The sequence below is a fragment of the Paenibacillus sp. 32O-W genome (assembly GCF_007679495.1).
In the GTDB taxonomy this organism is placed as follows: Bacteria; Bacillota; Bacilli; order Paenibacillales; family NBRC-103111; genus Paenibacillus_L; species Paenibacillus_L residui.
Genome location: NZ_VEGP01000032.1, coordinates 1 through 26,403, shown reverse-complemented (window position 1 = coordinate 26,403; position 26,403 = coordinate 1). Strand labels below are relative to the sequence as shown.

Genomic DNA, 26,403 nt, shown 5'->3' with positions numbered 1-26,403 from the left:
CGGTTTAGGAGGAAATACATGAACCATTCATTAGACCGTCATCAAATTCATTTATGGCGTATCGCCATTTATTTCATTTTTGCACTGCCCGGGTTCACCATAGCATCATGGGTTTCGCGTACGCCGGCGATTCGGGATACTCTAGGGGCAACAACGGCGCAGATGGGCTGGATTATTTTTGGAATGGCCGTTGGCTCTATCATCGGTCTACTGGTTGCCAGTCATCTTATTGCTCATAAGGGCGGACGCTTTGTCATGGTCGCGGGCTTGATGATCAGCTGCGTTGGACTTGTAGTCATAGGTCTGGGCGAGTCATGGCTGGCTAACGGCATCACCGTGTTTGTCGGGTTGGCCGTCTTCGGCTTCGGGAACGGAATATGCGATGTGGCGATGAACGTTGAGGGAACGGCCGTGGAGAGAGCTGCTCATAAGTCGCTCCTAACCGGTTTTCATGCCGCCTTCAGCGTAGGTACGCTGCTTGGCGCATTGGCCGGATCGGCTGCCATTAAGGCCGGTATATCGGTCCCTGTCCACATGGCGATTGCCGTGGTAGTTATCATTCTGTCGATTCTATTTCTATACCGTCTCGTACCTGCGGGCACCGGGAAGGAGACTGCCGGCGATACGATGGCTCCGCCAATGAGCGCCAGGGAACGCATGTCCGTATGGAAAGAGCGGCGTACGGTTCTGATCGGAATCATTGTGTTTGGAATGGCTTTTGCGGAGGGCTCCGCCAATGACTGGCTGCCGCTTATTATGGTGGACGGCTACAAGACTACGCCTGCCATGGGATCATTCGCTTTCGGCCTATTTGTGGCCGCGATGACGATTGGCCGGGCATCAGGCGACATGCTGCTTGACCGGTTCGGCAGAGTGGCCGTTCTGCGGGCATCTGCGCTTCTAGCGATTGCGGGACTGCTTGTCGTTATTTTGGGGCAGAGTTACGCAGTAGCCGCGATCGGAATTGTGCTTTGGGGACTTGGCGCGGCATTTGGCTTTCCGGTGGGGTTATCCGCTGCCGGAGACGATCCGCGCGGAGTTGCGGCAAGAGTAAGCGCAGTAGCGACGGTCGGTTACCTCGCATCCCTGGTCGGGCCGCCTTTTCTGGGGCTTATCGGCGAATCGGTCGGCCTGCTTCGCGCCCTGTTTATTGTGCTTATCGCGGTAACCGCCGCCGGCTTGCTGTCACAAGCGGCGAAGCCCATTGGTGAGCAGAAGCAAAATCCATGAAACGGGAATCGGACGGGTTAGTTAAGAAAAGGCAGCTGATCAAAAAAGGTCGGCTGCCTTCAATGTTTTTAAACCTTCAAGAGGGTAAGGATTGTTGAAGCGTCAATTACTCAAACTGCTAAACGGTCCATTTATGCTACATCTGAATCGACTCAATCATCTCTTGAACGGCCTTCTGCCAATCGTCCTTCTCATTGGCTGGAGCAGTAAAATCAATCTCAAGAAGTGCGCCGTCTAATTCTGCCCAAGCCACGAAATGATAAGTACCTTCACCCTTCTTGGAGGGAATAATGACTTCATTGATCGCAATGTGCTTCCCATGAACGAGCTGCGTCTCATCCTTCAACCACTCTAGCTTTTCTCCTTCACTGTCTTGTTCCACAATTGCCCTCATTTTCAATCGTGCCCCATCGATTCCAGCATCGCTCATCATTTGCTCCGGATCATGCTTCATCTCTAGCTTAACTTTCTTATAGCTATCCGTATAGACAAGCTTCGCGTTCGATGTCTCATTCGATTGTACCTCTAATCCTTGTGGGAGCTTCAGTGACATCTTGTTCGAGAACACTTTGGTCATTCCTGGCTCAGCAGCCTCATTTTCCGTATGGTTATTATCTTTTTCCTCTTGACCTTGCTCCTGTTGCTCATGCTCCGCAGTCAATGCGGCCCTGTTCTCCCCAGCCTCCTTCTCTTGGCTGCCTGGGAAACTGCAAGCAGAAATACTTGCTGTTATAACGGCGGTTATCAAACATACAGCTATCCATTTTCTCACTTTGAATTATTCCTTTCTTTTCGGATTTCAATTTGGAATTTGAATTGCCGTCTACTCATTTAAGTAGGTTGTTACACGGTTTGCGACCAAATCCGCAACCGCTTGTGCCGATTTCTGACCGCTATAGTAAGCCTTCGCTTCCTCTTCAATGATTTGTTGGATCTTCGAATCATTTTTTTGCGGCGTGATCGCATCGGCCAGCATCTGCTTGATCATGTCGATGTCTGCCTTCTGGACCGGAATCACGGATCCCAAGGGCGACTCGATAGTGCCTTTGTCTTCAAGATCCTTTAACGTCTTCTCGTTTACCTTTTTATTGAGAGAAAACCCTTGTAATCCAGGCATGGTCTGCATTTCTTCGGACAATAAGAACTTCAAGAAATCCCACGCTTCTGTCTGCACTTTCGAATTCCTATTTATTCCTAAGTTCTTATGCATCAAGAAGGTGACTCCAGCCTGCTGCCCGGCAGCGAGCGGCTTGCGATAGATCTTCCCTTGCTCATAGAACATCGCAGGCCCTTCGAAATAATCTTCAGGCGATAGGATCAAAGCGGGTGCAAAAAAATAATCTCCTGCATTAACTTCCGCATCCGTAACCACCTTTTCCGCATACATCGTTTTCACTTGCTCCATCAGTCCAACGAATGCACTGGTATCGAAGCTGGCAGGGCGCTTCTCTTCATGGACAATGCGAGTATAGTTGTCGACGAACAGAATGTTCAACATCCGCTCAGGCGGCGTATTCCCCATCGAATACGTGTGCCCGCCGGATGCCGCCAGACGTTTGCCCACCTCTGTGAACTCCCCCCATGTCCACGTGCTGTCATCGAATTTCACGCCGGATTGCTCAATTGCCTTAGCATCGCCCATAAGACTGTCCAGGAAGAACCGCAGTGGCAGCGAATAGAGCCCCCCTCTCATCTTGGCCCCGTCCAGGATATTCATCTCATACAAGTTGGAATCAAAGTCAGGGTCCTGCTTCATCAACTCGCTCAAGTTCACAAGCGCTTGCTTGTCTACGTATTTCTCAACCGGCAGACCGCTCACATCCAGGGCGATCAAATCGGCCCCTTTGCCGGACAATAGCTCTGTATTGGTGGTCTTCACATATTTCTCGAGATCACCTTCTTGATTGGAGCCCTCCCCTCCGCCGTATTCCTTGATTTGAATATCCACATCGGGATGCTGCTCTTCATACTTTTTCTCTGCCAGAGAATACATAGGATCCGCTTGCAATACGGAAAAGACAACGATTTTCTTCCCGTTTTGTTCCTGCTGACCTTCTCGCTTCGCCTCACCGGCCTGTCCGCCGGCACATGCCGCCAACGTCATCGTTATTACAACGATTAAGCTAAGTACACCGCTTTTTTTCATCCTAACCACTCCTCTACATTCTCTATGCGATCGACCGATACGGCCCAAGCGCATTAGACCCTTACGCGTTGACCTTCTGCTAGCGGTTCACTGCTCTCGACAATGATGCGATCCTTCACGGATATCCCTTGTAATACCAGGGTTTCTTGGCCATTCGTCCCCCCTAATTGGACGGGAGCCTTACGAACAATAAAGGTATTGCCCAGCGGACCTGAATGCTCATCGATAACAAGCACATAGCTGTCCTTCCCTTCCCGATGAATCGCTTGGTTCAATACGAGCATGCCACCATCGGTCTTCTCCGATTGTGTCAATTCCACGCTCACGAGGTCATTCGCTTGAACATTCGGATGTTGGACCTTCACAACGACCCGTTGACCCGAATCCGTCTGAGATACAGCCCCTCCCGCTCCCTCTTGGAGGGGAGTCCCTCCATCAATGCCTGTCATCGGACGAATATCGGTAATGATTCCTTCAACTGGGACACTTACCCCCTCATGCTCGATCTGAACGTTCATCTTCTCTTCGGTACGCAATTTCCGACCCATGGCATCCGGGATGACAATCTCGAATTGATAGCCTTGCTGGCTACTCGCTACGCTGATATCCGGCCCGCCTCTCCCCGACGGCAGCTCCGGCGTCGCACGTATCTGTGTCACGATACCGTCGAAAGGCGCGATGATGCGTTTGCGATCAAGCGCCTCCGATTGCATCGCGCTCAATTTCCGCTCCTGAACACCAATGGCTAATCGCGCACTTTCTAATTCCCGCTTCGAGCGGCGTGCCTGTATCTCGTCGTTATTTTGTACGGCTTCAATATAATCATCTTGCAAGTCAACTAACGTTAGCTGCTGTTGTGCAAGGCCTGCCTGTATATCCAGGATTTCCCGCTCAGCAGCAGGATTCTCATAGGTGATTAACGTCTGCCCCTTCGCCACGTGATCCCCCTCTTTCACATGAACCTCCTTAATGGACCATTCCGCCCGGTTCGATAAATCGACATGCTGCCGAGGCATCAGCCTGGCCGTGCCACGCCACGTGGTTACTAACGCTCCTTCCCTCGCTAGTTCCGTTCGCACCTTCGGCAGATTTAACGTCAACAATGTATTGCTCGCGAGGGTAAGGAAAAGGAGCACGCTGAAGAACAGACCGGAGAGCCACACTAGTTTTCGTTTCTTTCTTGCTTCGACCGCTTCTGTAAACCCTGCAGCCATCCTATCCCTCCTCTCCTGAGCTACCCTTTGATCCCCGACATCTGAATCCCTTCGATAAAATAAGACTCCGCATATAAAAACAGGAGAACCATCGGCGTCATATAGATTAGCGATGCGGCAAAGCCGATGCCTTGGGCTTCCTTATGAATTCTGGATAAATAAGCGATAATGGCTGCTTAAACGCATCCTCCAAGAAAATTAAGGGCTGCTCGACCATATTCCAATAATCAACGAAGAGCAAGACGATCAGCGCAGCAATCCCCGGCTTCATCAAAGGCAGCATAATCCGATAGAAAATGCGGTAATGACCGGCGCCATCGAGCTGTGCCGCTTCAACCAGCGCATAGGGAATCGACAGCATAAATTGTCTCAGCATGAACACACCGAATGCCGCGAATATCCCCGGCAGAATAATCGCGCTAGCCATGTTCAGCAATCCCAGCTTGTCGGCAATAATATAATTCGGAACCAAGGTCACCTGGGGAAAGGCATTAACATCGTCACCAAGTAAACCCGAAACCAGCCTTCTCTCCCCTTGAACCGGAGCTTGGCAAAAGCGTACGCTGCCAGCGCACTTACAACCGTCTGTCCCGCAATGATCGCCACGACCATCGCGACGGAATTCCATAACATGAACAAATACGTCGGCGTATCCAGCAGCACGTTCCCGTACTGCTCGAAGGACAGCCAATCCGGGATGAGCTTCAGATTCACGAATTGTGCAGGCTCCCCTTGCGTAGTGACCGGCATCTTACCAACCAGTTCGTAATTACCGCGAATTTCATGCTCCGTCATGAGCGAGTTTGTGAAAGTAATCACAATAGGAAAAAGCATCATGAGCCCGATACACGCCATCACCAGCGTGACCGGTAGGTTCCGAACGAACCCCCTGTTTTTCATTCTTCCTCCCGTATCATTCCATAAATTGTGTATACCGCTTCTCTAACCGAAGAAGCATAGTCACGATGATATAGATACCTATCGCCATAAGCGTCGCAGCCGCAGACAGCTTCTGTACATCCATCGCGAGGAACATATTGTTCATAAAATGCTGAAGCGTATAGATGCTGTCATGCGGATAATCTCCTGCGATCAGGTACGTTTCACGGAATATTTTGAACGTATTCATAATCGACATCAGGACGACGAAGACCATCGTCGGCGTCAAATAAACAAGTGTTATTCCATAACATTGGAACCACTAGTACTGGGCATTAAACGCGGACAATGACATTTTCGTAAGGACGGGAGGGGATCGCATCAAAAAAATCCATTGTCCATTCCTTGGGGCAACGATGCTTTAGCAAATTGGGATATTGTATTTGTCGAGAAAAATGAAGATTTACCACCCATGATGACAAAACTAAATTATTATAATGGCATTCATACGGGTACCCATCCAGATTTCACCGCAACTTTGTCATAGGGAGTGGGGAAAACCTTGCAGATGAAAATGATGACGATGCAGCCGCCCTCCAGCCGCTTCTGATTCAGTATGAAGTCAGATTCTCCAGAGCGCCGTCGTTGATTATAGCTTTCGTACGAATCGTATAGGAGAACGAACAAGCTGATAATTGTATATGCACTGGTAAGCATTGCGTAACAACGGCTTTAGTTTTTCGAGCTCATCATCATAACTTATCCATCACGCTCGATAAGACGCAGTGGAAACTTAACGACTCCAAAATATAGCTGGTCCTCCTTCATAACATCATGCAGAATGGGAGCCACTTTTCGGGTGAGCAGCAGATAGCACTGAATCCATTCCTCGAGCATTCCGGCATTCGCATATTGTACAGCTGATTCTATAGTCGGAGAATAGATTAAATGTCTGTCATTTTTCTTCGAATAGATGATTTTCTTAATGGAATCCAGGATAGTGCCTGTAGCCTCCGTCGAGAGGTGTGATCTCCGTATTCTACCTATGGAAACATATCGGCTACAACATTATCTTATTCCTTGCAGGGCTGCAAAGCATCCCGCGAGACTACTATGAGACGGCCGATTTGGAGGGAGCGGGCACCAGGCCGATTTCATCCAGTCTATCTGTTCAAGTCCGGCAGCATGCATCCAGGCGTTAAGTGATCCATTCCAATCAAAAAGCACTTGCCACACCAACATGATCTCCGTCGGTTCGCCTGGCTGATCTATGTTGTCAGCATTCACGAGTGCAGTATTTTGGATCGTCTGGCCACCTTGTCCCGTTTGAATGACGGCCTGGAACTCCAGCGTATGCCATCTCGTATCCGTCACATCGCCAAACCAACCGTATACTTGCCCCGTCACGGAATGTATTCGTCCGCAAGCTCCGAAACCGTAATCCCGTTGGCATACTTATTGCGAATCATCAGGTTGCGCCTCTGCAATTGATCCCGGTATCCGGACATTTCGCCCCATGCCCTTTTTTCCTCCCCGGAAGGGATATAGAGCAGTTTTCCTGCCGCATATTTCTGAATTTCTTTCAATAATTCCTCCGGCAACACATCGCCGGCATTTTCATATTTCATACCATCACCATCTATAGGGCGTATAGTCGATCCTTCAGTTCACTGACAGATTTCATTATAGACATGCAGGATTCCGTATCATCAATCGATGCATGCCAACGCAAGACATCGATTCCTTTATAATAAGCCATACATAAGTATCTTTCTTGAAAATCCGGTATGACGATGTCCCTTTGCTTGCAATACTCCACCAACAATTCCGGTATTTTTAAGTAAGGCTTATTCAGGTCCATAATGGAAAAATCCAACAGGAGATCGCAAATACCGGATCTGCTCCAGTCAGGGAAACCAACCGTTGTCTTCCCATCCGTAATCATATTGACGAAAAATGTATTATTATTAACCAAATAACGCTTGCCTTCGCAATAATGAATTCTGTCCTCCATTTCCTTAAAGTATTTTTCGAAAAATTCACGTTCCAAAACCGTCGTTTCAAACATTTCCCTCCAGTTGTACCAATACCCCTCTTTATCCTCCGCAAAGGTATCGATCAGAAATTCCCTGCAGGTCCTATAATTTGTTTGACAATCCTCATTAAACTCACCATAGCCTTCTACTCCCGATATATCCGATGAACTAATTTCGAAAATCTTGTCAAAAAACAACTCGTGGCAATCCGCAAACTGCTTCGGGCTTAATTGGTCTGCAACAAACCCATTCGGCGTCATACTTACCTTTGCAGAAAGCATCGATTGAATGATGTGGTCCTTACCCATCTTTTGATCCCCTTTTCCATTTTCCAATTGATCAGCTGCGCATCTGATATATGAAGATCATAGCAACGAAAACAGGTGGAATATAGGCAATAAATATCTTAAACCAACTTTACATATTGGTATGGTTAAAGGATGGATTCTAAATGCTCAACAGATGCCAAATCTGCAATTTGATATTGCCCGTTTTCATAAATTAGCGTGGTTATAGAACACTCGGGAATTAACTGGCTTTGTACGGCAATGAAATTGGGATGCCATAGATCAAGTTGATCCCCGGGGAATGTATTTACAAGAAAGTCCGTTATTAATCCTCCATGCGTAACCATTACAATATGACTTTGGAACGGATGTTTCTGTGCTAATTCTGTTAAAAATGAAGATAAACGTTCCCCGGCTTGCTTTGCTGAATCGCCTACAGGCGGTATATATTCGGGTTCAGACGTGCACCGCTCCCACATGGCAACAAACTCATCAAAGGTTTGGCCTGGAAGGTCGCCCCAATTAGCACGTTCCCGCAAACGACTATCCACTTGAATAGTAGATTTAGTTTCTAATGCAATATACCCGGCGGTTTCAAACTTATGGGGCCCATGACTTAATAGATTTGCCTTAGGGTAAAAATATACGGTACACATACTTATGAATTGCATCTTAATCTAGTAGAAAGACCGCCTTCTCAACAACCATGCCTATTAATCTTCTATTGTGCGGCCAACCATTACGGGCCTCACCGTTCCTACATAAATTAGTTAAGAACAACCAAGAAAGGAATGATAGATCATGCGGTTAAGGAGAAAGAGCGTAAAGCTTACATCAGGACCTTTTATCGTGCCATCATCTGTTGACGGTACCCGTAGGGGAGCGGTAAGGGTATTACAAATCGGGCTTAAAAATATTTCGAACCGTAGATCCACTGTCATTATATCCGTTCATGTTTGTAGAGAGAGCATTATTCCCGGCTACTCCTCCAGAAATTAGAATATTCCGGCGAAGAGTTACAATACCTGCAGGAAACTGTGCATTTCTAAGAGTACCCTCGGGACCCAATACCTTCCGTGGTAACAACATGCTCCGTGTGGTGATGGAAGGGGATACGAGTAAAAATGCGAACGGCGTTGTAATTGCCCTGTCGGGTACTACAGCGAATGGACGTACAGCAACCCCGATGATTTTCAAACATGAGGAATTTATTAAAGTTAAATAATCTATAGCAGGTGAACATTGAACAATCCTCGTCTGGCGTCAGATGAGGATTGTCTTTACTTATTAGAAACGTTACGTTTACTGGCTTTTTACACTCAATAGCTTGCCCTTGTATTAGAGTACGGTTCAGCTTAACAGGTCTATCGGCAAGGAATGTGAAAGGAGCCGCCTGCGGCGACTCCTTAGTTTATTGGCCCTATGTTTCACAGAAAAACAGCCCTTTGGGGTACCTTGATCTATCCTTACGAAGCGCTCCTAACCGTTAGAGAGCAATCAGTTAGTGGTATTACGGCTAAATCGATTCACTGCACTGAACAGAGCTTTGACAGATGAGGTCATAATGTCAACGTCAATGCCGCAACCCCAATATACGCTTCCGTCTGAAGCCGTGATGCCGATATAAGAGACTGCTTGTGATTTAGACCCTGCCTCCAGAGCGTGTTCTGTATAGATCAAATCGCTGTAATTCAATCCGAGTTCGGTTTGCAGCGCATGGCTGATCGCATCGAGTCTTCCGTTTCCGGTGCCTTCAATTTCCTTGACTTCCGTGCCGGTCCGTATCGTGACAACGGTGTGAAAATCATCATTATCTGTAAAGCGGTATTTGACAAACTCGACAGGCGTTTTTATATTCACATATTCCTTCACGAAAATATCGTATATTTCTTCGGGCATCAGCTCCTTCTGCTGCTGATCCGATACGTTTTTCACGAAGTATCCGAAGTTTTCGCGCATCTTCGCCGGTAGATCCAGTCCGTACTTCAGCTGCAGCACGTACCCGATTCCGCCTTTACCGGACTGGCTGTTAATGCGGATAATATCGCCTTCATACTCCCTGCCGATGTCCTTGGGATCAATCAGCAGATAAGGGACCGACCAATGCCGAGGCTCCTTCTCCTCACGCCATTTCATTCCTTTGGCAATGGCATCCTGATGTGAACCGGAGAAAGCGGTGAATACCAGCTCGCCTCCATAAGGATGTCTTTCGCCTACTTTCATTTTGGTCATTCGTTCATACACGGAGATGATCTCAGGAATGTTCTCAAAATTCAGCTTCGGATCGACCCCGTGGGAGTACATGTTTAGCGCCAGCGTCACAATATCGACGTTCCCCGTTCGTTCCCCGTTTCCGAACAATGTGCCTTCAACGCGCTGGGCGCCGGCCAGCATTGCCAGCTCCGCATCCGCTACGCCCGTTCCTCTGTCGTTATGCGGATGGACCGACAAAATCACGTGCTCCCGGTAATTCAGATGCTCGCTCATATACTCGATCTGGCTGGCGTAGACGTGAGGCATCGACATGGACACCGTTGCAGGAAGATTGATGATGACCGGGTTCTCCGCCGTCGGCTGCCATACGTCGAGTACGCTATTGCAGATCTCCAGTGCAAAATCGATCTCCGTACCGGTAAAGCTCTCCGGCGAATACTGGAACTGAAAGTTCCCTTCCGTCTCCTGAGCGCATTCCTTCAACAGCTTGGCGCCGCTCACGGCGATGTCGATAATCTCTTCCTTGGACTTGCGGAATACCTGCTCCCGCTGCGCCACGGAGGTCGAGTTGTACAAATGGACTACGGCTTTTTTCGCGCCTTTGAGCGATTCGAAGGTTTTGCGGATAATATGCTCTCTCGATTGGGTAAGCACTTGGATCGTTACATCGTCCGGGATCAAATCCTGCTCGATCAATGTGCGCAGAAAGGCGAACTCCGTTTCCGAAGCTGCGGGAAATCCAACCTCGATCTCCTTGAATCCGATATCTACAAGCAATTTGAAGTATTCCAGCTTTTCCTCTAAATTCATCGGAACGATTAATGCCTGATTTCCGTCACGAAGATCGACGCTGCACCAAATCGGCGCTTCTGTAATATATTCCTTCTGGGTCCATTTCAAGCTTGTTACCGGCGGCATAAAATATCCTCTGGCGTATTTTTCAACATTTTTCATGGATATCCTTCCTTTCATCGATTTCCTGTGCTTATCTGCAATAAGATCGGACGCGCAAAAAAAGCCTTCCATCTCCAATAACAGAGACGAAAGACTTTGACATCTTACGCGGTACCACTCCGAATTCATGCCGTAATCGGCATGCACTCTACGGATACAGGGTTACAACAAACACGGACAAACCTTGTATCCTCCTGATGATAACGGTCAGGCTCCGGCTCCGCCTACTTCACGGGTTCAGCGGGCAACTCCAAGGCGAGTTCCGGTTTTCTCCACGGCTGTTTCACACCGACCAACAGCTCTCTGTTCGCTTAGATAACCGTACTATTCCTTTTCAACGTTTTAAATATTAGAAACAATGTATACCACCCATTGTGGTGATGTCAAGTGCAATTTGCCCTTTTACATATAGTGGAAATAGGGACATCAGAATATATTGGGTTAGGGGCCAAAGTATTAACTACAAAATCATTGTATTTCGCATAACTACAATAGTCCCTTTATCAATTAAAGTGAATTAGATTGACAATCACAATACCATATGTTACTTTTAACCTATGTTAATAACAACGGGGTGTAATTATGTCAATCCAAATGGCAATATTAGGCATTCTGAGTTGGAAGTCCTCAACAGGGTATGAGCTAAAAAAGATTTTTGAGGATTCCTCCTTCATGTATTGGTCCGGAAATAATAATCAAATTTACAAGGCCCTTCTGAACTTGGAAAATGAAGATTTGGTTACCAGTGAAGTGGTCCATCAGGATAACTCTCCTTCTAAGAAAATATATACCATAACAGAAGAAGGACTTAAGGAACTAAAAAATTGGCTTGTGTCATCACCAGAAGCTCCTGAGATCAAAAAAACATTTTTGGTGCAGCTTGCATGGTCAGACATGTTAAGTAATCAAGAATTAAGTGACGTACTCTCAAAATATGAAAATGAAATCAAACTGCAATTGGCTATGCAGAAGGAAAAATACAGACGTGCTCTTCATTCACCTAATAGAAGCACTAGGGAAAGCTTAATATGGGAGATGATTTCAGAAAACATTATTTCAACCTATAATAATGAACTTAATTGGGTCCGTGAAACCCGTAAGAAGTTGTTTGAAAATGAAGGTATGGAAGAAAAAGACAAAATGAACTATCAAATTAGAGAAATAGAGAATAAAAAATATATTGAACTGATTTCTGCTGCTGAACCTTTAGGTACAGAGAATGATGCACTTGATCTCATAGCTTTATGCTGGGAACATGGGATAAATGCGCTTATGATACACTATACAGCCTTATCGGAAGACTTCTTCAAACTTAAAACCAAATCAGCCGGCAATATTATTCAGAAATTCATAAACTATGGGATAAAAGCTGCTGCTATTATTCCTCGGGAGACCATTCAAAAAGGCAGATTTAAAGAAATGGCCATGGAAACGAACAAAGGCAATCATTTTAGATTGTATGAAAGTAAAGAAGAAGCTGAAAAATGGCTTCTGAAATAGAAAGATAGGCGAATTGGAGAAGCAGGATTATCAGCGGCACGCCGACCAAGCTACGAAAGTGGTGCCTATGCTCTATGGCTGAATGAAACAATAAATGCACTTGGATTAAGCACCTGTTCAATTGTAGCTATGTCATTAGGCGGCTGGATGGCATTGAGTTTCGCCACCACCTATCCGGATAAGGTTGATAAATTGGTTTTGCTTTGTCCCGGAGGGCTTGCACATGAAAAAACCAGTTTCCTATGGAAAGCAGTTTTTTTCTCACTACTTGGAAAATGGGGTCAGCTACAAACACTCAAATTAGTGGGTGGTAATATTTCTTCATCATCGATATCCGGATTGGGAGAAGATCTTGCATTCGCATCACTTACCTTCAAACATTTCAAACCACGAACGGCAAAAATGCCACTATTTAGTGATCAGTCACTTCATCAATTAACTATGCCGATTTTAATGCTTTTTGGCGATTCTGATCAATTAATACCTGCCGGCAAGAGTATTAATCGACTTAAACAATTTGCACAACAAGCTAAGATCGAGCTGCTGCCTGATACGGGCCACCTAATTGTCAACCAAGCAGATAGGATGCTAAAATTTTTGAACCTTCAGGGCAGGTGATATGTTGATATGTTACAAGCAAACAATAAAATTAAGGATTTCCCGACATTAGCACCTCCGGCCTAACAGCCGAGAGAAAAACTCAATGTCTGGAAACCCTTTGTTTATGAGCATTTTCAGCCCTGCTATTTATCTACCCTCGATAGAGAATGGCCCATTCTTGAAATAGCTTTGTTCAACCATATCCATTAACGATCTTCCATTTTCTGAAGCACCTTCTTAAAAACCACCCTGTTTCCACCACGACCATCATAATTAATAAATACAGGAACACCTTCATATTCTTGTTCCTGAGGTTCGATGATAAATCCCATTCGTGTATGAAATGCGATAGAATCCTTCTTTCCTGGAGCTGTTACACATCGAACCACACTTCTTCCCAGCATTCCTACACGTTTGAAAAACTCCTCATAAAGTGCTCGTCCAACACCTTTTCCTCGTATTGCCGGGTCAACCATTACGATTCTAATATAAGACTCATTTGGCTCCGATTGCGATAAGAATCCAATAAGAAATCCTGCCATCTTCCCGTTTTCTTCAGCTAAGAGGCAAGTATCCCGAAAATGATGGATATACCACTTTGAAATCATATCACTTGAATAATTGCTTCCCCACCAATCTGATGCTACCTCAAAAATTGCATTACAGTCATCTGGTTCAATATGTCTTATATTCAAAAAATCGCCTCTCAATCGGCGCAGCCTCCCGATTCTCATTCTTCTCCCGTTGCAATCAGATTCTCAGGGTATCTCCCGCCTACAACTTTACTCCAACACATCAAATAACTCACGAAGATAATCCCTGCGTCCATGCAAAATACGGTGGATAATAACCCAATTATCGATAAGCCGATAGAAAATCAAATGAGGGTCAACTACGATAAAACGGTATCCGCGTTGGATCAGTGAAAAGTCATCGTCCGAGAGAACAGAACCCATATTCGGAAAATCAGCCAGTTTGGAAACGGCCGTATTTATTCGGTCCAGCATGTTTTCTGCGGCTACAACATTATCTTGCGTGATGTATGAAAAAATTTCATCCATATCATCCACGGCCGCGGGGGCATATTTGATTTTACCCTTTGACGGCATCAATTTTCCTCCGCATTCTTGCTACCACTTGTTCATGATCAAGCAGCGGGGTTCCTTCCGCGATCTGCTTTTCTGCAACCAAAAGCTTGGACTGCAGTTTAATGCGAGCCTCCATTCGCCGGTAAGCCTCGTGACTCATCACTACCAGATCCGCTTCACCGTTGCGCGTTAGAATCACTGGTTCATCAAGTTCATGGCAATATTTCGAAAATCCGTTGTAATCCTGTCTAATTGTCGTTGACGGTTTAATATGCACGCTGTTCAACCCTTTCCGATGACATTATTCTGACTATATTATATCATTATAATAAATGTATATGCCACCAATCTTTTTCCAGTGTGATTTTTCTGAGCGTAATCATGCAGAGCTCCTCCCTTCATTATCACGGAGATGTTCAATTTGCATCCGTTGACCTCCCTCACTGTGCCACGCCAAAAACAAAAAATGGCGTCCGATTGGACGCCAGAGGATATTAGTGAGTTTCCGTATAGTTTTTGAAATTGTCCATAATCGCTTGCCAACCTGCTTGTTGATATTCAACGGGGTGAGTGCCTTCCGCGTCGAACGTTTCGACGACCTTCGTTTCGTTTCCTTGAGCAATGAAGGTGATATCAACCTTTCTCCCGTCCCCCATTGTGTATGAAATTTCCTCATGCAATTTCACAACATCGTAAATTCCGCCAAAATCAAAACCCATGCTGCCATCTTTCGCTTCCATCCTTGTAACAAACTTGCCGCCGACCCGCAAATCATTCTCCGCTCTTGGCGAGTGCCAATCATCCGATGCTTGATTCCATTTCGTGATGTGTTCCGGCTCCGTCCAATACTTCCATACTTTTTCCACCGGCGCTTGAATGACTGCCTGTACGGTTACTCTTGTTGGATTGTTCGTTCCCATTTTATAAGGACACCTCTTTCATAATAATCATAATTTTGTCTCTCATATGGTTAGACGAAATGAATTTACGAAATTCATCGGTGGATTTGTTCGGGAAGCCCAAATCGGGTAAATAATTTTGTGTTAATGAAATTTTGGATGTGCAAAATTTTACCGTCTTTTATTTCAACGACGTGAATGCCCCAAGGCACTAAGATGGATTTATTGTCACTTGGCATATATTGCGCAAATGCGGGATAACCGCCATTCACCGTAACCGGCAAAAATCGGGAACCTTCGCAATGCCAACGAGTTAGCGTAAAAAACTTGAACAAATTGTCCTTGCCGCGGACCCACATCTCGAAAGGCGGCATGGATAGGCATCCCTCTTCATGAAACAACGCCACTAATGCAGAGATATCAAATTGCTCAAAAGCATCCACATAACGTGAGAGCAGCTCATGATCCGGTACAGCATCCATCATGCAGAGCTCTTCGGAGCGAAGCTCGGCCCGGCCCATCGTCTCTCTCGCTCTTTGCAAGGCGCTGTTCACGGCTGCATGCGTCATACCTAGCGTCTCCGCAATCTGCTTGGAGGACCACTCGAACACATCCTTCAAAATAAGCACTGCACGTTGACGGGGAGGTAACGTTTGTAAAAGGGCAATAAAGCAAAGTTGAAGCGTATCTTTCCGCACGACAATATGTTCCGGGTCATCTGCAAAATCCGGAGCAGGCCAAATCCATGACGATTCGGGCAACGTCTCGCGAGGTTCGATGATGGAAACAGCCGGGTCAAATATGTCAACAGGAAGGGCGCGGCGTTTAGCTTGCCTCAGCTTGTCTATACATACGTTTGACGCGATGCGGTAGATCCACGTTCTGCGCGAAGATTGTTGCCTGAATGAGTTCCAGCTCTGCCAAACGCGAATGTAGGTTTCCTGAACGGCATCGTCCGCGTCTACGATAGATCCCAGCATCCTATAGCAGAACGATGTTAACTCCGGTTTTAACTTCTCAAATATTTCAAGATCAAGTGCGGCTTCGTTCATCTTAGCCCCCTTCATGAGCGATTGCCTGATGACGGTCTAACATCATACTACATTCGACAAAAACCGGCGATTTCCTTTGAAAATCCCCGGCGAATATGCGTGAAACATTTTAACATTAATATACGCCTCTTTCTTCGACCGCCCGAATATAGTGCCCGTCCGGATCATAAAAGGTGAAATAACCGAAATCATTAGTAAATACGGGTTCTTTATCTATATCGGTTCCCGCTTGTTTAATCCGTTCATGCAGCGCAAGCAAATCATTCGTTAATAACTCAACCATCGTCACGTGCCCCGTGCTGCTTGTGACAAAGAATGAACGAGGAAATACAAACTTCAATTGGGTAACATCTTCCGGCTTGGTTTCCATCAAAAAAATACCCGGACCGTTCCCATTTTTCAACGCAAGATGTGCCTCTCCAAACTGATAATCAGCCGAAATCAATTCAAAGCCTAACACATTACAATAAAAATCTACCGACCTTTTCAAATCCGTGACTGGAAATCTCATGCAGCAGTAACCGATCACATCCGCATCATTCGTTTTTTTGCTCTGCATATTTTACATCCTCCTTTTTTAAATAGCTGTTTTTCGTTCCGTCTTTCTTCCCTTGCGGATTCAGTGCGGCCTCCCGGCCACGGTTACGAAGCGACTTTGATTTTATTTCTGTAGCTATTAGATAATTTCATAGCGATGAGCTGCGGAATTAAATTCAAAAAACTAACCAAAATTAACAATTGATTTGGAGATAGTGGCTTAAAATAGCCGCCCCATCGTTCGTTCCCTGACATCTCTCCTAAGAAATAATATGAAATGATTAGTGACAGTATATTACCAATAACAAGAAAGATCGGATTACTAAAAAGTGTGCCAACGAAAGCGAGAAGCGAAGTCGCTACAATCATAACTAAATAGCCGAGCATAGAATGGTTGGCAAAATCTTGGTACATTGAAAAATAAACAAAAGGAAAACAGTATAAAAAGACTATTAGAATACCAATTACTATCTTTCTCATATTTCCGCCCCTTTGTATACTTATATAAGGTAATTATCAAGATATTCTGTAGCCGATTCATTCCCAAAATGGGGTGCCTGTAAATAGCCCTTCTGAATGAGTTCGATCAATCCTAAACCAATAATATCCTGAGAAGGTGTTGCCGCCCTAGCAATCCTTAAGCGGAATGGAAAATTCAACGTAAAAAGGATGAAGTTCTTCATTCAAGCAAAACTCGATTCTTTGCTTGAAATTTCCCCATGTTACCATCTCTAATGCTGTTTCGATTGGAAAAAATCCTACTTCTAAAGACTCTGGGGTAGTTGTTAATTCTCCTCCGACGGGTCTGCCTAAAAATAAAGTGTTACAAATACTAGCGCTTACATTTTGAAAAATACCGCAAAACTTGGTCACTTCTATATCTATACCGCTCTCTTCCTTTGTTTCCCTTATCGCAGCATCTTTCAAAGATTCACCTTCTTCAACCTGCCCTCCCGGCATTTCCCATCCTCGTCTAGGTCCTTTTATCAATAATATTTCGTTTCGCTCATTAACTACAATCGTTGCCGCTGAAACTATATGTTTTGGAGCCACTTCATCGTCCTCCCCAATTTAAATTAATAAAACCAGATTACTACATTTTCCCATTACTGTATACTGCCGGTCAGCTTAAAAAGGTTCGAGCAATTTGAGTACATCTATCCTATTCGTGATTAAGGGCCAAGACCTTCGAGGGGCATTTTCTTTTTCAGGAGGTTATGTAGAATGAGATTAACAATACGAAGCAGGATATGGTCACTTTGCTTGCGCGGAGGTACTGCAATACGGTACCCCTTGATCAGGGGCAGGACTTGCTTCTGCTTGTTCGTCGGCTCCATAATGGCTAGGAGAAGATAAAAAATACGGGTTCGTTTAGGAAGGACAGAGCGAGCATGATTTCAAGAGAACAATTAGAAATGAATCAAGTATGGCTCTATGCTCTGGCATTAATATTTTCAAGGGGGTTTATGAATGAGGAGAATCCAACTTGCCAATGGGACGACGGTAGAAGTTGAATGCCTAAGCTGCGCTCTAACTGCCGGTTTAATTGAACCAACTGGAGGCGTAATTTACGAAGATGAATTCTTCCATGCTCACCAGGATGTCGCTTATCCTATCCCCGGACTAGTTATCCTTGCTTCTAAAAGACACTTTTATTGTATGGATGAACTAACTGAGGATGAATCGAACAGGTATATGAAATTAGTTAGAGAAATACGTAATGCCCAAAGGAAAGAACTGGGGATCGACTATGTTTACTATTTTTACAATGAGGATACTACTCATCATTTTCATCTTTGGATGGTTCCGAGATATGAGTGGATGAAACCATTTGGAAACTCCGTTGAATCATTAAGACCAGCACTTCTACATTCAAGAAATGCGATGAATGATGAAACAAACATTAAACACGTAATTGAGTGTATAGAAAAACTAAGGAGGGCTTTAAATTGACATCAGACCGTCTATTTAGTTCAAGTTTGCATCTACACAGCTAAGCACTGCGTCCCCGTCTCATGTGGAAGTAAAATACAGTGCATCCTGTTGGTCCTTCATCATATTCTGCTATGCCAATTTTCAGAGAAGGAAAGTGAAATTCCATTTTTTTCGTACTTTTTGGGTAGTGCTGGTGTTAATTTAATCGTGTCGTTGGATACTTTTTTATTCATGACAATCCCCTCCTAGACCGAATGTATGTCCCCCCCTATTATAGTTGATTATTTAACAAACTGGAAATCCCTTCTTCTTCTACTAGGTTCAAAATCTAACTTTGTCTTCCCCGAGAAGATTTCCCTTACGAATAAATTAAGGAAGATCCATCCATTCTAAATCATGAATCTTATCTCAGAGGAGTGCACACTTATGGATTTAGCTTGGATTTGGAAGTCCGCAATCCTAGTCATCGCGGGAATGGTACTTTTACGTATAGCAGGAAGAAAATCGATCTCCCAAATGAGCGTAGCTACGACCGTTATCATGATTTCTATTGGTACGACCATTGTTCAACCGCTTGCCAATAAATCAACTATGGACAGCAATCGGCTCGGCAGCGGTTTTCATTATTACACTAATAATCATTGAATTTTTACAGCTGAAATTTGATTGGTTCGAAAAACTCATGAGTGGGAGATCCAAGGTGATCATTGAGAACGGACAAATCGTGCAGAAGAACCTTCGGAGCATTCGTATGACTGTCGATCAGCTTGAAATACGTTTAAGACAAAATGGCATTGCTAATATTAGTGATGTCAAAACCGCTACAATTGAACCCAATGGTCAAGTTGGTTACGAATTAATGAGGCACGCCAAACCAGTAACTGTCGGAGAATTAGAACGAATACTTGGCTTGAAGCCCGAGACAACTATGGAACAAAGCATCCTTTTCCAGGAAGTAAGCACAAACCACCATCCGACCCCAATTGACCCTAACCTGCAATAAGCTCTTTACGCTTCATTGCCATACCCGTTTCATCCAGGAACATTAGCGGAGCGAGCAGTATTTATCCTATTTGCTTTTCCTCAATTCGATACCATAACTCACAATATTCATAACCGTCTTTGTCTGTACAATACATCTCGAAATTACCGCCATCCAGAACATTAAAATTTGATGTGGGCAGCCATTCCGAAAATATTCGATTCTTTAAGGATCGCAGATCATAGTTGCCGCTCCCATTCCCATCATTTAACGTTGAAAATACCGCCCAAGTCGATGCCGGAACATCAACAACTGTATATCCATTGACCTTGCTATTCTCCGATTTGTAACACCCGATAAGATAAGGGAAAGTGGTATTGCTTGTGAACTTGTAGGAATCGTATGCAAAAACGGCTCCAAGTTCCTTGCTGAAATTTCCTTCGTGCCACCAATCCCCGGTTACCGATTTGCGTAATCTGTCAAACTCGCCATTCTTGCCTATGTTTTGCCAAACCTCCGGGATAGATATTCCTTGTTGGTTCGCAATATCATCGTAATTGTATATATCCTCCAACCCATAAACTTGAAAAGCATCCCGTTTCTCAATCCGATAATTCATCCCGACAACTCCTTTTAAAATAATTTGAAAGGAGATGCGAGGATAGGCTTTCAACTGACTTCCGGCATTGCGTGCTGTTGTAGGAGTCAATCCATGCAGATCCTCGCCTTCCAGGTTGTCCAGCCAGAGGCTGTTTTGGTTTTTGATAGGCGTGTGGATATTTTCTATAAAAAGCCCCGCTTCTCGCGCAATCTGCGGCCCGCTGCGGTAATCGTTCCGATTAAAGTCTTCACTCCACCATAATAAAACGCCATCAAATCCGGCCTCTTTTATTAACTGATAACGTTCTTTGATCGGCAATTCGTAGCCAAACCAATCATAAATGGTAATCATAAGCCTCTTCCTTTCTTACATTTTCCGGAGTTTCGTATTGCAGACGGGTTCGTTGTCGCCATTTCTATCATTTAAGAATCCTGCGGCTGCTAGAAGCAATGCCCCTGTACAGACAGATACTTTGTACTGTACATCACGAGCGCTTTGCATGAAACAAATTCGATATCATATATCTCAACTCTCTATTAGACATACCACCAGGAATAATATCAGATCATATCCGAACAAATCAGGGCAAACATGGTTATCCCATATTGATGATTTGGTAAAAGCGGCACCAACCTAGTCATCTATCCGTATAGAAAAGGGAAGTATTCGCAAGGGAGAGAGGCTGCTCGCATGAAGCGGAATGGAATAATGATTGCGGTGATAGGCATTCTATTTTTGGGAGCCCTCACGCTTCTTGGCGGATGGGGAAAGTACATATTAATTCTGTTGACGTTATTTCTTATGCTTTATTCGGCTCTATTGATCCATGAGCTGGGGCATTTTGTTGTCGGTCGATGGCTCGGATATTCGTTTCGCTTTTTGATTATCGGTCCGGTGCATCTCACTAAGGAAAAGGGCAAGCTGACCATAGCTTCGAATACGAATTCAAGCAACTGGGGACAGTGCGCTATGCAGGTAAAGTTTAGTGATTATGAAACGGATCGCCATAGGCTCGTCTGGTATTTGGCAGGCGGAAGCCTGGCTAATCTGGTGATCGTGCTGGTTGGTTGCATATTATATGCAATCACTGGCAGTATGCTGTGGCTATTGCTTGTGTTGTTTCATTTTGCTTTTGGCCTTGTGGCGATTGTTCCCTTGAAGGCGGAGGGCGGAGCTTATAGCGATGGGCTTGGCATTCGATTGCTGCGGCGAAATGGCCGTTCCGGCAGACTGTTTTATGCTTTGTTTAAGCTCTCATACGAGTATGCGTTTGCGTCGGATAAGGAGGAGCTTCATGGCCTTCCGCAGGGGAATGTCATCGAGCTGGAGGAGGAGTTGCAGAATGAAGCATGGCTTCAGTGCAATGATCGTTATGAACTCGACATGATCATGAATTTGCTCTATTTCGTCGCTGCATGGCAGACGATGAATGAAAGGTTTCACAGAACCGTTCAACTGCTGCGGCCATGGATCGAGCAAGACCGTTTAACGGGTGCTATGAAAGAGGAGCTTCTTCTATCCTACTCGTTTGCCAAGCTGGCGACAGGTGGAGATATCGGGACTGTGCCGGAGAAAATAACAGTTCGTCATCCTGCCATGCTGAACCTTCTCACGACCAAAATCGAAGCGCTTCGTTATTGCCGCAAGGGTAATGTAGAGCAAGCGATCGCTGTATTGCAGCACGCCAAGAACGATATCCTCGCAAACAAACCATATCTGCTTGGAAAAGCAGCGGACGCCGCGGTGTTGGACAAATATATTCAAGTTGTTCGCAATTATGCGGCAAGCCGGTAGCAACAATTATTTGCCCGGCTTGTCGGCTTGCAGCAGGTCGGGGGGCGCATTCATAAATGCTGCCATAATCGAAGCGTCCAGTCCGCAAGCTCTGCAATGTGGAGTTTACCGAAGCGCTCGCTCGTATTCGTCCCGATCAAAATTTGGACCATCCGAATACCGGCCTCATCATTTTGCGAATCCAATAAGCGATGATCGTCCCTGCAGTCCATGAACTGCGATTCTGCAAGTACTCCATGTATTGGTCGTTGATAATATAAGTCCAAGTGGAAGTTGGGATCTTCAGCCCGAACTTTTCCCACTGCGCCGGATCATTCGAACCTCCGAGCTTTGCGAGCATATTCGTCGACTCACGATTGATTTTAGCCGGAATTTGCTCGTAGGCTTGAATGATTTGCGCATGAAATTCGTCAATCGGATTGCGGTTAACAAGGCTTGTCAAATGGATGCTTTCGCGAATGTAAGATACGTCTTCTAGATGGTCAGCCCAGAACTTGTCGATATAATAAAGCCGTACCCGCTGCTCCGAAGGGCTCATCGGCGTCTCGCCTGTCAAAATTTCGAGCCGCTGCACGTATAGAATTCGCCGCTGTTCCTCCACCATATCCGAATAACGGTTCAGTTCCTGGCGGATATGGAAGTTTTGGCCCATCATAACGCGCTGAATATACTCAATTTTACTGTAGAGCACCGACTCTTCGAGAGCCTCATCCTGTCTGAGATCGCGATAAGCGGGCGGAATCACTTTATCGATGCCGAACCTTTGCATCAACTCGTCCTCCAAGCTTACGAAAAATACGGAAGCTCCCGGGTCTCCTTGGCGGCCAGAACGCCCGCGCAGTTGGTTGTCGATCCGCACGCTTTCGTGCACATGCGTACCAATCACGTACAACCCGCCCAGCTTGGCGACAACTTCCGCCTGAGCGGGGTTGCCGCCGCCGAGCCGAATGTCGACGCCGCGTCCGGCCATATTCGTAGATACCGTCACGGCGCCGATTTCTCCCGCTTTGGCGATGATCTCGGCTTCTTTTGCATCGTTTTTCGCATTCAGAACATGGCACGGTACGCCCGCTGCCGCTAGCGCCTCCGCCAGCATGTCAGACTCCCCGACGCTTGACGTACCAATGAGAATCGGGCGTCCCGTCGCATGAACGGACGATACTTCTTGTACAAGCGCCTTAAGCTTGGCTTCTTTATGGGTATAAATCCGGTGCGGATGGTCAATTCGTATGTTTGGCCGGTTCGGCGGAATTTGCACGACCTGCAGCGCATAAATATCTTCGAATTCCATTGCGGAAGCTTGCGCGGTAGCTGTCATTCCGCAAATCTTCGGATATAGGCTAAGGAAGTGTTGAAGGGTGATCGTACCGAGAATTTTCCCGCCGGCTACAGACTGCAGTCCTTCTTTGGCCGCAAGTGCGGCTTGCAGCCCGTCCGGCAAATGCCTGTTCCCCGCCACTCGGCCGGTATACTCGTCGATCAGCTCGATTTTACCGTCTCGGACGATGTAATCGACGTCTTTTTTCAATAACGATTCCGCATGCAGCGCGCAATTTAACGACGATAACAAATGACTATTATGGCTTTCGTACAAATTGCCGCATCCCAGCAGCGATTCCGCTTTCGCAGTGCCCGCTTCATTCAAATAAACATTGCGCTTGAACTCGTCGAACTCGTAGTGCTCACCTTGCTCGAGCTGCCTGGCCACTTCTGCGAAACGAATGCCGTCGCTCTTGGAAGAGCCCGGCTCGCCGGCGATGACTAGCGGCACCCGCGCTTCGTCAAGAAGCAGTGAATCTGCTTCATCGACGATGACGTAGTGGAAAGGACGATGCACGGTATCGGCTTCGTCCAGCGCAATCGTGTCGCGCAAATAATCGAATCCCGCCTCTTTGGCCGTAACATAGGTTATATCTGCGGCATTCGCTTCCCGTTTCTCGGACAAGCTCATGCCCGCTTGAACCGATTTTACCGTTAATCCGAGGAAACGATAGATCGGGCCCATCCACTCCGCATCTCGATGTGCCAAATAATCGTTGAAAGTCAGAACATGAACGCCTTCGCCGGTTAGCGCATTCAGATAAGCAGGCATAACAGCAGAGAGCGTTTTTCCTTCGCCGGTATGCTGCTCGATCACAAATCCCTCGTGCAGAGCGATGGCCGCCATGATCTGAACATCGTAGGGATGTAACCCGAGTGTTCTCTTGGCTGCCTCACAAACTAGCGCATAGGCATCGACAAGCAGCTCGTCCAAAAGCGTACCCGATTTTGCTTCCTTTTTCAGCCGGAGAGATTCCGCTTGGAACTGCTTTTCGTCCCAAGTTTCCAAATTCCGTTTCCTGATAAGCTCCGCTTTGTCCCGATAGCCTTGCAGCTTATGCCGGGTTTCGCGGTCTTTGAATTTCCGCATCAACTTGACGGCTAAATTCATCGGAAAATGATCCCTCCTCCGTAGAAATACGCGATTCTATCCTACTCATCCTTTAACCGCCGTTGATACAAAGCAACCGATACGATCGTCAATACAACCGTCCATGCCAAAATAATGAGGAGGGGTTTTAATAAATCTCCCGTCGTAAAGTCTGTATTGCTTATATTTAGCAAATACACAAGTTGAATACTTGGTGCATATTCCAGCACTTTGAAAATCGGATAATCATCCGCCAGTAACATTCCTCCATATGGCGCCCCAGTGAATACGATCGATACGGGAATTATAGATAAAGACGCATCAAGTAACGTCTTGGAGAATAAACCGCATATCGTGCCGGCAGCTGTGTATAGAATAATCGAAAGAATAATTGCAGCCACAAGCGCCCATATACTAGCTGGTACATAGCCCATTATATACGTGGCAATACCCAGAACTACAGCAGACATGGCAAAGACTAAAGCACTTTTACCGATTAGAACATCCATGGTTGTGGCCGGAGTCATCATTAATGATCGTAAGGTGTTACGCTCCTTTTCTTCCGCAATCAGGCATGCTTGTGCAAAACTCGTCAGTATCACAAACGAAAAATTTAGAACATAACCGAGAGCTCCGGGCAGAGACGGGCCTGCACCACGGAGGAGAAATGCGAGGACAATTGGGAAAATCAGCATAATAGAAATCGCATAATTGCGTGAAAACTCTTTGTAATCCTTCACAAATATCGCTTGAGCACGTTTTAATGAGATACTCATAGTAAGAACCAGAATACTTAAAGCGTTGGTGGGGTACCCATGGATGGGAACTGCCTGTTTGCAACATCGATTTTCGACCAGGCGGTGTTTGGCATTACTGCATGAAGTGTGTGGATCAAAATCAGGAAGAGTATGGTATGGAATCTTGGAACAAGACAATTTATAAGGAAATTGTGGAGCCAGAGAAAATTGTCTACACTGATTATTTCTCAGATAAAGATGGCAATATTAATGAAGCTATGCCCGCACCTGAAGTGACAATGGAATTCATTGATTTGGGAGCAGAAACAAAATTGGTCAGTCGTTCAGTATTCGATTCAGAGGAATCTCTCCAAGCGGTTCTCGACATGGGATTGCTGGAAGGCATTACTCAAACCTGGGATCGCTTGAACGAGCTTGTAGAAACACTGAAGAAAAATTAAAGTTCGCATTATAAATAGATTGGTAGAAAAGGAGCACCGCAGAAAGGTGCTCCTTTCGAACTGGTCATCCGTTTTAAACTGTTCCGCCGTTTTCGTCAGGTCAAGCATAGAGTGATTCAGTTCATCTGACTTACCCGCCACACGGCTCTTCTCCACCCTCCAAGACCCGGGGGATCGCCATCACTTATGATACGGTTCACCGTATCACTTGATATGGTAAACTAAACAGAAAAGGAGGGGCAAAGTTTCCGCCTCTCCCTAAATAATGGTGTTTGTGTTAATTTGTCATTGTCATATCATTGCCCTTACTCTCCAAGGCTAGCATTTAACTTACGAAGCATTTCAAAGGTATTCATGTAATCAACCCCCATAGCTCTACAGGCATTAGGGATCAAAATTCTTTTCCTAGCATCCCTACTATATTGTTCTTGAGTAACAACAACACAATTATAAGCTTTAGCAAAAGCAACTACCCAGCTATCCGCAACATCTGCAAACTCTGTTTTGGCATAGTCATGGTACTGATCTTCTCCGATAGACCAGTCAATTAACTCACGATATGCTTCGAATACCTCTTCATTTTCAGTTGAGGCAAACCAACGATCAAATTCGGAGAGTGCCCACTTATTTAAGGCGTCTTCTTGACCTGAATTCATTAACTCGTCCTTAACTCTATCAATACTTACTATATGACCTCTATCTGCTAACTCCAACAGGACACGCCAAAAACAAGGTGCGATGTCAAAGGCATAGTACCTCCTATGTGCTTCAACTATATAAGTGGCACTTAAGATTTAGAGTTGGATACAAAGGCGATCAATTACCTTCTGAGGCGACTTGTTAATTT

At 45.6% G+C, this 26,403-nt stretch carries 28 protein-coding genes, 5 pseudogenes and 1 other annotated feature; of the genes and pseudogenes, 10 read left to right on the top strand and 23 right to left on the bottom strand.

Annotated features, from left to right (window positions below):
* The first annotated feature begins 18 nt into the window (after nucleotides 1-18).
* Nucleotides 19-1,230, top strand: coding sequence for an MFS transporter (locus tag FS806_RS14000; RefSeq protein WP_144937540.1), 1,212 nt, complete (start codon nucleotides 19-21; stop codon nucleotides 1,228-1,230).
* Nucleotides 1,231-1,366: 136 nt separating this feature from the next.
* Here FS806_RS14000 and FS806_RS13995 read toward each other — a convergent pair whose 3' ends face one another.
* The 5 genes and pseudogenes from FS806_RS13995 to FS806_RS13975 all read right to left on the bottom strand — a co-directional run.
* A complete protein-coding gene (locus tag FS806_RS13995) occupies nucleotides 1,367-1,891 on the bottom strand; it encodes a hypothetical protein (protein WP_260982085.1) in 525 nt (174 codons plus the stop codon).
* A gap of 162 nt (nucleotides 1,892-2,053) precedes the next feature.
* Nucleotides 2,054-3,376 (bottom strand): ABC transporter substrate-binding protein, encoded by a 1,323-nt coding sequence (locus FS806_RS13990; RefSeq protein WP_186328360.1) that lies wholly within the window; start codon nucleotides 3,374-3,376, stop codon nucleotides 2,054-2,056.
* A gap of 53 nt (nucleotides 3,377-3,429) precedes the next feature.
* Nucleotides 3,430-4,479, bottom strand: a complete 1,050-nt coding sequence (locus tag FS806_RS13985) for an efflux RND transporter periplasmic adaptor subunit (protein WP_260982084.1) — start codon at nucleotides 4,477-4,479, stop codon at nucleotides 3,430-3,432.
* A gap of 131 nt (nucleotides 4,480-4,610) precedes the next feature.
* A pseudogene (locus FS806_RS13980) lies at nucleotides 4,611-5,490 on the bottom strand (carbohydrate ABC transporter permease).
* 13 nt (nucleotides 5,491-5,503) lie between these two features.
* A pseudogene (locus FS806_RS13975) lies at nucleotides 5,504-5,785 on the bottom strand (sugar ABC transporter permease); the annotation flags it as partial.
* Nucleotides 5,786-5,863: 78 nt separating this feature from the next.
* Here FS806_RS13975 and FS806_RS26195 point away from each other — a divergent pair.
* Nucleotides 5,864-6,016 (top strand): hypothetical protein, encoded by a 153-nt coding sequence (locus FS806_RS26195; protein WP_222126666.1) that lies wholly within the window; start codon nucleotides 5,864-5,866, stop codon nucleotides 6,014-6,016.
* 478 nt (nucleotides 6,017-6,494) lie between these two features.
* Nucleotides 6,495-6,611: pseudogene (locus FS806_RS26730) on the top strand (sugar ABC transporter permease); the annotation flags it as partial.
* 1 nt (nucleotide 6,612) lies between these two features.
* Here FS806_RS26730 and FS806_RS27205 read toward each other — a convergent pair.
* The 5 genes and pseudogenes from FS806_RS27205 to leuA form a co-directional block, all read right to left on the bottom strand.
* Nucleotides 6,613-6,714, bottom strand: a pseudogene (locus tag FS806_RS27205) (sugar ABC transporter permease); the annotation flags it as partial.
* A gap of 158 nt (nucleotides 6,715-6,872) precedes the next feature.
* On the bottom strand, nucleotides 6,873-7,097 hold the full coding sequence (locus tag FS806_RS13960; RefSeq protein WP_144937529.1) for a CD3324 family protein: 225 nt from the start codon (nucleotides 7,095-7,097) through the stop codon (nucleotides 6,873-6,875).
* 11 nt (nucleotides 7,098-7,108) lie between these two features.
* A complete protein-coding gene (locus FS806_RS13955) occupies nucleotides 7,109-7,813 on the bottom strand; it encodes a hypothetical protein (RefSeq protein WP_144937526.1) in 705 nt (234 codons plus the stop codon).
* Nucleotides 7,814-7,938: 125 nt separating this feature from the next.
* Entirely contained in the window at nucleotides 7,939-8,463 is a 525-nt protein-coding gene (locus FS806_RS13950) for a histidine phosphatase family protein (RefSeq protein ID WP_144937523.1), read from the bottom strand.
* Nucleotides 8,464-9,289: 826 nt separating this feature from the next.
* Entirely contained in the window at nucleotides 9,290-10,960 is a 1,671-nt protein-coding gene (gene leuA, locus FS806_RS13945) for a 2-isopropylmalate synthase (protein ID WP_144937522.1), read from the bottom strand.
* Nucleotides 10,961-11,039: 79 nt separating this feature from the next.
* Nucleotides 11,040-11,307 (bottom strand) — a binding site (T-box leader).
* 235 nt (nucleotides 11,308-11,542) lie between these two features.
* Between leuA and FS806_RS13940 the strand changes: the two genes are divergently transcribed.
* Nucleotides 11,543-12,460: a PadR family transcriptional regulator gene (locus FS806_RS13940; RefSeq protein WP_144937519.1), complete on the top strand. Its 918-nt coding sequence runs from the start codon at nucleotides 11,543-11,545 to the stop codon at nucleotides 12,458-12,460.
* A gap of 12 nt (nucleotides 12,461-12,472) precedes the next feature.
* Nucleotides 12,473-13,078, top strand: coding sequence for an alpha/beta fold hydrolase (locus FS806_RS13935; RefSeq protein ID WP_313960587.1), 606 nt, complete (start codon nucleotides 12,473-12,475; stop codon nucleotides 13,076-13,078).
* A 188-nt stretch (nucleotides 13,079-13,266) separates the two neighbouring features.
* Here FS806_RS13935 and FS806_RS13930 read toward each other — a convergent pair whose 3' ends face one another.
* The 9 genes from FS806_RS13930 to FS806_RS26190 all read right to left on the bottom strand — a co-directional run bounded on the left by FS806_RS13930 (nucleotide 13,267) and on the right by FS806_RS26190 (nucleotide 17,973).
* Nucleotides 13,267-13,770: a GNAT family N-acetyltransferase gene (locus FS806_RS13930; RefSeq protein WP_260982083.1), complete on the bottom strand. Its 504-nt coding sequence runs from the start codon at nucleotides 13,768-13,770 to the stop codon at nucleotides 13,267-13,269.
* 72 nt (nucleotides 13,771-13,842) lie between these two features.
* On the bottom strand, nucleotides 13,843-14,169 hold the full coding sequence (locus FS806_RS13925; protein WP_144937509.1) for a type II toxin-antitoxin system RelE/ParE family toxin: 327 nt from the start codon (nucleotides 14,167-14,169) through the stop codon (nucleotides 13,843-13,845).
* A complete protein-coding gene (locus tag FS806_RS13920; protein ID WP_144937507.1) occupies nucleotides 14,153-14,425 on the bottom strand; it encodes a type II toxin-antitoxin system Phd/YefM family antitoxin in 273 nt (90 codons plus the stop codon). Before FS806_RS13920 ends, FS806_RS13925 begins: the two co-directional genes overlap by 17 nt.
* Nucleotides 14,426-14,642: 217 nt before the next feature.
* On the bottom strand, nucleotides 14,643-15,068 hold the full coding sequence (locus FS806_RS13915; protein ID WP_144937504.1) for an SRPBCC family protein: 426 nt from the start codon (nucleotides 15,066-15,068) through the stop codon (nucleotides 14,643-14,645).
* A gap of 74 nt (nucleotides 15,069-15,142) precedes the next feature.
* Nucleotides 15,143-16,099 carry a sigma-70 family RNA polymerase sigma factor gene (locus FS806_RS13910; RefSeq protein ID WP_144937502.1) on the bottom strand — a complete coding sequence of 319 codons (957 nt, stop codon included), beginning with the start codon at nucleotides 16,097-16,099 and terminating at the stop codon, nucleotides 15,143-15,145.
* Nucleotides 16,100-16,214: 115 nt separating this feature from the next.
* Nucleotides 16,215-16,658 (bottom strand): VOC family protein, encoded by a 444-nt coding sequence (locus FS806_RS13905; protein ID WP_144937499.1) that lies wholly within the window; start codon nucleotides 16,656-16,658, stop codon nucleotides 16,215-16,217.
* An 83-nt stretch (nucleotides 16,659-16,741) separates the two neighbouring features.
* Nucleotides 16,742-17,116, bottom strand: coding sequence for a hypothetical protein (locus FS806_RS13900; protein ID WP_144937473.1), 375 nt, complete (start codon nucleotides 17,114-17,116; stop codon nucleotides 16,742-16,744).
* 147 nt (nucleotides 17,117-17,263) lie between these two features.
* Nucleotides 17,264-17,689: an NUDIX hydrolase gene (locus FS806_RS13895; RefSeq protein WP_144937470.1), complete on the bottom strand. Its 426-nt coding sequence runs from the start codon at nucleotides 17,687-17,689 to the stop codon at nucleotides 17,264-17,266.
* A 119-nt stretch (nucleotides 17,690-17,808) separates the two neighbouring features.
* Nucleotides 17,809-17,973 carry a hypothetical protein gene (locus tag FS806_RS26190; RefSeq protein ID WP_222126665.1) on the bottom strand — a complete coding sequence of 55 codons (165 nt, stop codon included), beginning with the start codon at nucleotides 17,971-17,973 and terminating at the stop codon, nucleotides 17,809-17,811.
* A 133-nt stretch (nucleotides 17,974-18,106) separates the two neighbouring features.
* Between FS806_RS26190 and FS806_RS13890 the strand changes: the two genes are divergently transcribed.
* From FS806_RS13890 to FS806_RS13885, 3 genes are all read left to right on the top strand, one after another.
* Nucleotides 18,107-18,589: an HIT family protein gene (locus FS806_RS13890; protein WP_144937467.1), complete on the top strand. Its 483-nt coding sequence runs from the start codon at nucleotides 18,107-18,109 to the stop codon at nucleotides 18,587-18,589.
* Nucleotides 18,590-18,997: 408 nt separating this feature from the next.
* Entirely contained in the window at nucleotides 18,998-19,216 is a 219-nt protein-coding gene (locus tag FS806_RS25765) for a DUF421 domain-containing protein (protein ID WP_186328358.1), read from the top strand.
* A 55-nt stretch (nucleotides 19,217-19,271) separates the two neighbouring features.
* Nucleotides 19,272-19,574 carry a YetF domain-containing protein gene (locus FS806_RS13885; RefSeq protein WP_186328357.1) on the top strand — a complete coding sequence of 101 codons (303 nt, stop codon included), beginning with the start codon at nucleotides 19,272-19,274 and terminating at the stop codon, nucleotides 19,572-19,574.
* A 61-nt stretch (nucleotides 19,575-19,635) separates the two neighbouring features.
* On the opposite strand, the gene FS806_RS13880 is transcribed toward FS806_RS13885, so the two are convergent.
* Complete coding sequence (locus tag FS806_RS13880) at nucleotides 19,636-20,505, bottom strand: effector binding domain-containing protein (protein WP_260982082.1); 870 nt, start codon at nucleotides 20,503-20,505, stop codon at nucleotides 19,636-19,638.
* Between the two features lie 339 nt (nucleotides 20,506-20,844).
* Between FS806_RS13880 and FS806_RS13875 the strand changes: the two genes are divergently transcribed.
* Nucleotides 20,845-21,948, top strand: coding sequence for a site-2 protease family protein (locus FS806_RS13875; RefSeq protein WP_144937461.1), 1,104 nt, complete (start codon nucleotides 20,845-20,847; stop codon nucleotides 21,946-21,948).
* Between the two features lie 136 nt (nucleotides 21,949-22,084).
* Here the strand turns inward: FS806_RS13875 and FS806_RS13870 are convergent, their stop codons facing one another.
* Together FS806_RS13870 and FS806_RS13865 are read right to left on the bottom strand one after the other, a co-directional pair.
* Complete coding sequence (locus tag FS806_RS13870; RefSeq protein ID WP_144937457.1) at nucleotides 22,085-24,379, bottom strand: preprotein translocase subunit SecA; 2,295 nt, start codon at nucleotides 24,377-24,379, stop codon at nucleotides 22,085-22,087.
* Nucleotides 24,380-24,420: 41 nt separating this feature from the next.
* Nucleotides 24,421-25,098, bottom strand: a complete 678-nt coding sequence (locus FS806_RS13865) for an ABC transporter permease (RefSeq protein ID WP_260982081.1) — start codon at nucleotides 25,096-25,098, stop codon at nucleotides 24,421-24,423.
* A gap of 41 nt (nucleotides 25,099-25,139) precedes the next feature.
* Here FS806_RS13865 and FS806_RS13860 point away from each other — a divergent pair.
* Nucleotides 25,140-25,556: pseudogene (locus FS806_RS13860) on the top strand (SRPBCC domain-containing protein); the annotation flags it as partial.
* A 305-nt stretch (nucleotides 25,557-25,861) separates the two neighbouring features.
* Here FS806_RS13860 and FS806_RS13855 read toward each other — a convergent pair.
* On the bottom strand, nucleotides 25,862-26,350 hold the full coding sequence (locus FS806_RS13855; RefSeq protein ID WP_144937451.1) for a DUF4411 family protein: 489 nt from the start codon (nucleotides 26,348-26,350) through the stop codon (nucleotides 25,862-25,864).
* Nucleotides 26,351-26,403: the final 53 nt, after the last annotated feature.